Source organism: Listeria immobilis (genome assembly GCF_014322845.1).
Taxonomy (GTDB): domain Bacteria; phylum Bacillota; class Bacilli; order Lactobacillales; family Listeriaceae; genus Listeria; species Listeria immobilis.
Map to the genome: position 1 here is coordinate 374,708 of NZ_JAASUA010000003.1, position 7,907 is coordinate 382,614.

A 7,907-nucleotide genomic window follows, 5' to 3' on the forward strand; every position below is an offset into this window, starting at 1 on the left:
TGGATTATTAATACGGTGCACTTTTTAATAAAATGTATGAGCCGAATTTCGAAGGAAGGGTTTCTTGAATGGATGACACCAAAAAACGAGTACATAAATATATTGAGAAACACGACTTAATCCGGTCCGATGACAAATTGCTTGTAGCAGTTTCTGGTGGTCCGGATTCTTTGGCATTACTACAATTTTTACAAACAGCTAATCTAGTTCCAAAAGAAGCAATTTATGTAGCCCATCTCAATCATGGTTTACGAGAAAATGCAGCAAAAGAACAAGGTATCGTCCAAAATTACTGTGAAAAGTACGATATTCCTTTCTTTACAGAAGAAGTAAATGTGAAAAAACGCGCCGAAATGATGCAAAAAGGCATTGAAGAAACAGCGCGAATAGTTAGATATGAGTTTTTCACAAAAATAATGATTGAAAAAAGTATCAATAAATTAGTGCTCGCACATCATGCGGATGACCAAATCGAAACCATCCTCATGCGCTTAGTTCGTGGAAGTTCAAGTATGGGATGGTCCGGTATCCAACCGAAACGCAGTGTGCAAGGTGGTTTTGTAATTCGTCCATTCTTATCAATTACAAAGTCAGAAATTATAGAGTATGCTAATAAACATGATTTAGCATATGAAATAGATGAATCCAATGCTAGCCCAGAATATACTAGAAATCGCTATCGACAAGAAGTGCTACCATTTCTTACAAAAGAAAATCCAGCTGTATATGCTCATTTTGAGAGATTTTCTGAAGAAACAAGTGAAGATTTCCGGTTTTTGGAAGATTTAGCGAAAGATTTATTAAAGAAAAACCTTATCCAAAACCAAGAACAAACAACACTTTTACTTAGCAACTTTAAAAATGAAGCGAATCCTTTACAACGCCGTGCAATTCATTTAATATTGAGTTATCTGTACAATGAGGATGTTCGTTCTATTACGGCAAATCACATATATCAGATTATCCAGATGATTCAAAATGAAAATCCGTCTAGTTCGCTCAATTTACCCAAAAAACTCATTGTTACTAGATCTTACAACGAACTCCATTTTCAATTTGGAGAAAGACAAGCATCTGCTGAGTTTTATCATCAATTAGAACTAAATGACCGCATTGAATTAGAAAATAAAGCAAGCATCCGTTTAAAATTAAAAAGTTCAGTCGTACAAACGAATGGATTGAACGGAATGCTTCTAGATGCAGCGGATATTACACTTCCATTAATCATCCGGAACCGTGTGAACGGGGACAAGATGACAATGAAAGGACAAGCAGGTAGCAAGAAACTAAAAGATATTTTCATCGATGCCAAAATACCAAGGCAAGAACGCGACAATCTACCCGTGATAACAGATTACACTGGGAAAATTCTTTGGATCCCTGGCGTGAAAAAGTCTGCATATGACCGAGAATTTAGTCGTAACAAAAAGCAGTACATTATTAGGTACACTCGAAATATAGGAGGAAACGAGAGCATGCATAATGATATTCAGAAAGTGCTGATATCGGAGGACGAATTACAAGAAAAGATTCGTGAACTCGGTCGTGAGTTGACAGCAGAATATGAAGGACGTAATCCACTTGTAGTGGGCGTATTAAAAGGGGCAACTCCTTTTATGACAGACTTACTTAAACGCGTAGACACATACTTAGAAATGGACTTCATGGATGTATCCAGTTACGGAAATGGTACAGTATCGTCTGGAGAAGTAAAAATAATTAAAGACCTTAATGCATCCGTAGAAGGACGTGATGTGCTAGTAATAGAAGATATTATTGATAGTGGTCGCACACTTAGTTATTTAGTAGATCTCATTAAGTATCGCAAAGCAAAATCAGTAAAATTAGTTACTTTACTAGATAAACCAGCAGGACGAAATGTGGCAATTGAAGCGGATTATGTAGGCTTTGTAGTACCAAATGAATTTGTTGTAGGCTACGGTTTAGATTTTGCAGAACGCTATCGCAATCTACCATATATAGGTGTTTTAAAACCAGAAATTTATAGCGAGTGAAATTAATTAACAAACAGAACCATTTTTTGTTAAAATATAATAGCTAGCTTTTTAAGAAAACAAAACGAAAAAAGATTCATGAGAGCCGTGCAAAATAGTGGGCAAGATAGATTCGGTATGCTATCATTAGTCTTAGTTTTCGAAGGTGAAAAAAGTATCAATAAATATTAAAAAATCTAAATTAATAATAGAATAACTTCGTAAGAGAAAAGGCGAAACGGATATGTTTTTATTAATCAGGGGAATCTGCTATTAGTCGAAAACAACTTTTAAAGGGATTAAATCCAGAAAAAGTAAGATCCAAGCTCTTGCGTGGGAGGAGGTAAGGAATGAACAGGTTTTTTAGAAATGCAATATTTTATGTCATCATATTCCTAGTTATAATCGGAATCGTTGCATCGTTCAATTCAAATAAAGAGGCAGCGAAAGATATTAGCTATACGGAATTTATGAGTAAATTAGAAGATGGTAAAGTTAAATCATTAACCATACAACCAGACCGAAGTGTTTATACAATTGAAGGAGAATTCAAATCAAGCGATAAAAGTTCTTCTGATGACAAAAAAACTGGTCTAGGACAAAGCAAAACAAGCAGTACAGCTTTTACAACTTATGCTTTAAATAGCGATACTTCGTTGGAAGAATTACAAACTGCAGTATCTAAAGAAGATGTGAAAATGGAAGTTGAACCCGCTAAACAAAATAGCGGTTGGGTTACATTCCTAACCTCCATCGTTCCGTTTGTAATCATCTTTATCCTCTTCTTCTTCCTAATGAGCCAGTCTCAAGGCGGTGGCGGTGGTAAAGTAATGAGCTTTGGTAAAAGCAAAGCCAAACTTTACAATGATGATAAGAAAAAAGTTCGCTTTACTGATGTAGCAGGAGCGGATGAAGAGAAACAAGAGCTTGTAGAAGTAGTTGAATTCCTAAAAGATCCACGTAAATTTGCGGATCTTGGTGCTCGTATTCCAAAAGGTGTTCTTTTAGTAGGGCCTCCGGGTACTGGTAAAACCTTGCTTGCTCGTGCAGTTGCAGGTGAAGCGGGTGTGCCGTTCTTCTCTATCTCAGGTTCTGACTTTGTAGAAATGTTTGTCGGCGTCGGTGCAAGCCGTGTCCGTGATTTATTCGAAAATGCGAAGAAAAATGCTCCATGTATCATTTTCATTGATGAAATTGATGCAGTTGGTCGTCAACGTGGTGCAGGAATGGGTGGAGGTCACGATGAACGTGAGCAAACCCTAAACCAATTACTAGTTGAAATGGATGGTTTCGGCGGTAACGAAGGAATTATCATCATTGCAGCAACTAACCGTGCCGATGTACTTGACCCAGCACTTCTTCGTCCAGGCCGTTTTGACCGTCAAATTATGGTTGATCGTCCAGACGTAAAAGGTCGTGAAGCAGTACTTCGTGTTCATGCTCGTAACAAACCACTTGCTAAAAGTGTTGATTTAAAAGCAATTGCACAGCGTACGCCTGGATTCTCTGGTGCTGATTTAGAAAACTTACTAAATGAAGCGGCCTTAGTAGCAGCTCGTTCCGATAAGAAAGAAATAGATATGAGTGATCTTGATGAAGCAAGTGATCGTGTAATTGCTGGTCCTGCTAAGAAAAATCGAGTTATCTCTGAAAAAGAACGCCGTACAGTTGCGTATCATGAAGGTGGTCACGTAATCGTTGGAATGGTTCTTGATGAAGCAGAAGTAGTGCATAAAGTTACGATTGTCCCACGTGGGCAAGCTGGCGGTTATGCCGTAATGCTTCCAAAAGAAGACAGATTCTTAATGACGAAAGCCGAATTAATGGACCGTATTACTGGTTTACTTGGTGGACGTGTAGCCGAAGAAGTTACGTTTGGTGAAGTAACAACTGGTGCAAGTAACGACTTTGAACGTGCGACCGAACTTGCTCGCCGCATGGTAACTGAATGGGGTATGAGTGATAAAATTGGGCCACTTCAATTCGCTTCCGGAAATGGTCAAGTATTTATGGGCCGTGACTTTGGTAGTGACAAAGGATACTCAGATAAAATTGCTTATGAAATCGATACAGAAGTTCAAAGTTTAATTCGCTACTGTTATGACCGCGCTAAAACAATTATTACTGAACACCAAGAACAACACAAACTTATCGCGGAAACATTACTAAAAGTAGAAACTCTAGATGCTCGTCAAATCCGTTCCCTATTTGATGATGGTGTAATGCCTCCAGATATTGATACAATTGACGTAGAAGCAGAATATCCTTCCGAAAAAGACGAAATAGTAGCAGGTAAATCTTTTGAAGAAGAAAAAGAAGACTTAAAAGAAGAAGGGCACATCAAAGAAACACAAGATGAGCCAAAAGAAGTAACTTCTGAAGATGCTCCGGACGTTGAGCAAACTCCAAATGACAAAAAAGACGAATAAGATTAAAGAGGCTGGATATTCCAGTCTCTTTTTTGAAGCTGTATTACTCGGATTTTACATTAAAACATGATATGATACGTTAGAAAAATCTTCTAAAGGACGGTAGACAAACTTATGATACTTGTAATTGATGTTGGAAATACTAACTGTACTGTTGGAGTGTATAAAGAGCAAAATCTATTAAAACATTGGCGCATGACAACTGACCGCCACAGAACATCTGATGAGCTTGGCATGACAGTTTTAAACTTTTTTTCTTATGCAAATATAAATCCAGCTGATATTCAAGGAATTATTATTTCGTCTGTAGTACCGCCAATTATGCACGCCATGGAAACGATGTGTTTGCGCTATTTTAATATTAGACCGCTAATCGTCGGACCGGGAATTAAAACTGGTCTTAATGTAAAAGTAGATAATCCTAGAGAAATCGGTGCTGATCGTATTGTAAATGCCGTAGCAGCATCAGCAGAGTATGGAACACCGGTTATTGTTGTTGATTTTGGAACAGCCACCACATTTTGCTATATTGATGAATCTGGCGTTTATCAAGGTGGTGCAATAGCTCCGGGTATTATGATATCAACTGAAGCTTTGTATAATAGGGCAGCGAAACTACCTCGTGTAGATATTGCTGAATCTAAGCAAATTATCGGGAAATCTACAGTAGCATCCATGCAAGCCGGCGTTTTTTATGGCTTTGTTGGGCAATGCGAAGGAATTATTAACGAGATGAAAAAACAATCTCAATCAAGTCCAGTAGTTGTTGCTACCGGAGGGCTTGCTAGGATGATAACGGAAAAATCTTCCACAGTAGACATATTAGACCCATTTTTAACACTAAAAGGGTTAGAACTTCTGTATCGAAGAAATAAACCAACAACAGAAAAAAAGGAGTTTTAGATAATGAGTGATTATTTAGTAAAAGCGTTGGCCTATAATGGAATGGCGCGTGTATATGCAGCAGTAACAACAGAAACAATTAATGAAGCGCAAAAAAGACATGATACATGGTCTGTCTCTTCCGCAGCGCTTGGTAGAACAATGACGGGGACACTATTCCTTGGAGCAATGCAAAAAGAAGACCAAAAAATCACTGTGAAAATAGAAGGTGACGGTCCAATTGGTCCAATCGTGGCGGATAGTAACGCCCAAGGTCAAATTCGTGGTTATGTCACAAATCCACATGTTCATTTCAGTGAACTAAATGATTCAGGAAAGCTAGATGTTAGAAGAGGTGTTGGAACATCAGGGATGCTTTCAGTTGTAAAAGATTTAGGCTTTGGAGAAAATTTCACTGGTCAAACTCCCATCGTTTCAGGAGAGATTGGCGAAGATTTCACCTATTATCTGGCTACTTCCGAACAAATTAATTCTTCAGTAGGTGTTGGTGTTTTAGTAAATCCGGATGACTCCATCGAAGCAGCTGGTGGTTTTATGTTACAACTTCTTCCTGGGGCGACAGATGAAGTTATTGATGAAATCGAAAAAAATCTAAACGCTCTACCAACTATTTCCAGAATGATTGAAGCAGGAGAAACACCAGAAACGATTTTAGCTAAACTTGCAGGTGGCGAAGAAAATCTACAAATCCTCGAGAAAATCCCAGTATCTTTTGAATGTAATTGTTCTAAAGACCGTTTTGGCAACGCGATTATCTCCTTAGGAAAAGAAGAAATTCGCTCGATGATTGAAGAAGATCATGGTGCAGAAGCGGAATGCCATTTTTGTCGGAACACATACGATTTCTCAGAACAAGAACTGGAAAAACTATATGAAGAAGCAAAATAAGCTAAAGGAGTACTCTATTTGAGTGCTCTTTTTTTAAAGACGTTAAACTTGACAAAATAGGTCGGAATTAATTAAACTATATGAAAGACTTAAAATGATAGGAGTGCTTTAATAATGACGATTGCAAATTCAATAACTGATTTAATAGGAAAAACACCAATTGTAAAACTTAATCGTTTACCAGAAGCAGGAAGCGCAGATGTATATGTAAAATTAGAATTTCAAAATCCGGGTGGCAGTGTAAAAGATCGTATTGCAAACGCGATGATTGAAGATGCAGAAAAGTCGGGCGTATTAAAACCTGGAGATACAATTATCGAACCAACAAGTGGTAATACAGGAATTGGACTTGCAATGGTGGCAGCAGCAAAAGGTTATCAAGCCATTTTTGTAATGCCAGAAACAATGAGCCTGGAACGTCGCAAGTTACTTCAAGCATATGGCGCGAAATTGGTATTAACACCTGGGCCAGATGGGATGAAAGGCGCTATTGCCAAAGCGGAAGAATTAGCGAAAGAAAACAATTATTTTGTACCGCAACAATTTCATAATCCGGCGAACCCAGCAGTTCATGAAGAAACAACGGGTCCGGAAATTGTCGAAGCATTTGGAAAAGATGGATTGGATGCATTTATCGCAGGAGTCGGCACAGGTGGTACAGTATCAGGTGTAGGACATGTACTTAAGAAAAATTATCCCGATGTAAAAATATATGCACTTGAACCAGAGGAGTCTCCTGTTCTTAGTGGAGGATCTCCATCGCCTCATAAAATCCAAGGAATCGGTGCAGGTTTTATCCCGGATACACTGGACACAAAAGTGTATGATGGAATTCTAAAAATTTCTAGTGAAGATGCAATAGAAACAGCTCGCGAAGTAGCTAAAAAAGAAGGAATTCTAGTGGGTATTTCATCTGGAGCAACTATTAAAGCTGCTCTTAATCTAGCAAAAGAACTCGGAACAGGAAAAAAAGTATTAGCTATTGTTGCAAGTAATGGGGAACGTTATTTAAGTACACCGCTTTATAATTTTGAAGATTAATAAAGGAAAAGCGATATGTTTGGGGGAGTGCCCGAACGTATCGCTTTTATTTATTAAATGAAATAAATATATTTCTTACTATTTTCTAATCAAACGCACAGGAGAAATTTTCTTTTCTTGGTTAATATATAGTCATAAGCTAACAACAAGCAAAACATTTTCATTCTTCCCCCTTTTAGAATGAAAATCCCAAACTCCCTTTTTGACCAGTGTGGTTTACTCCCTTTTTCCACACTGGTTTTTTTATACAAAAAAATGAAAAGAAAAACCGGAAAATCTCATGAAACTTTAACAAAAATCACAGCATATCCACCAAAATATTGGTTAATATATAGTCATAAGCTAACAACAAGCAAAACATTTTCATTCTTCCCCCTTTTAGAATGAAAATCCCAAACTCCCTTTTTGACCAGTGTGGTTTACTCCCTTTTTCCACACTGGTTTTTTTATACAAAAAAATGAAAAGAAAAACCGGGAAATCTCATGAAACTTTAACAAAAATCACAGCATATCCACCAAAATATTGGTTAATATATAGTTATAAGCTAACAACAAGCAAAACATTTTCATTCTTTCCCCTTTTAGAATGAAAATCCCAAACTCCCTTTTTGACCAGTGTGGTTTACTCCCTTTTTCCACACTGGTTTTTTTA

5 protein-coding genes are annotated in these 7,907 nt (G+C 37.5%); all 5 read left to right on the forward strand.

The features are described from left to right. Nucleotides 1-68 precede the first annotated feature (68 nt). Complete coding sequence (locus HCJ45_RS06585) at nt 69-2,015, forward strand: bifunctional tRNA lysidine(34) synthetase TilS/hypoxanthine phosphoribosyltransferase HprT (RefSeq protein WP_185395747.1); 1,947 nt, start codon at nt 69-71, stop codon at nt 2,013-2,015. A gap of 329 nt (nt 2,016-2,344) precedes the next feature. Beyond that, entirely contained in the window at nt 2,345-4,423 is a 2,079-nt protein-coding gene (ftsH, locus tag HCJ45_RS06590; RefSeq protein ID WP_185395746.1) for an ATP-dependent zinc metalloprotease FtsH, read from the forward strand. 114 nt (nt 4,424-4,537) lie between these two features. Then, nucleotides 4,538-5,326 carry a type III pantothenate kinase gene (locus tag HCJ45_RS06595; RefSeq protein ID WP_185348840.1) on the forward strand — a complete coding sequence of 263 codons (789 nt, stop codon included), beginning with the start codon at nt 4,538-4,540 and terminating at the stop codon, nt 5,324-5,326. A gap of 3 nt (nt 5,327-5,329) precedes the next feature. Next, the gene (gene hslO / locus HCJ45_RS06600) at nt 5,330-6,214 is read left to right on the forward strand and encodes an Hsp33 family molecular chaperone HslO (RefSeq protein WP_187124276.1); all 885 of its coding nucleotides are present in this window, start codon (nt 5,330-5,332) and stop codon (nt 6,212-6,214) included. Nucleotides 6,215-6,328: 114 nt separating this feature from the next. Further along, complete coding sequence (gene cysK, locus HCJ45_RS06605; RefSeq protein ID WP_187124277.1) at nt 6,329-7,255, forward strand: cysteine synthase A; 927 nt, start codon at nt 6,329-6,331, stop codon at nt 7,253-7,255. The last annotated feature ends 652 nt before the right edge of the window (nt 7,256-7,907 follow it).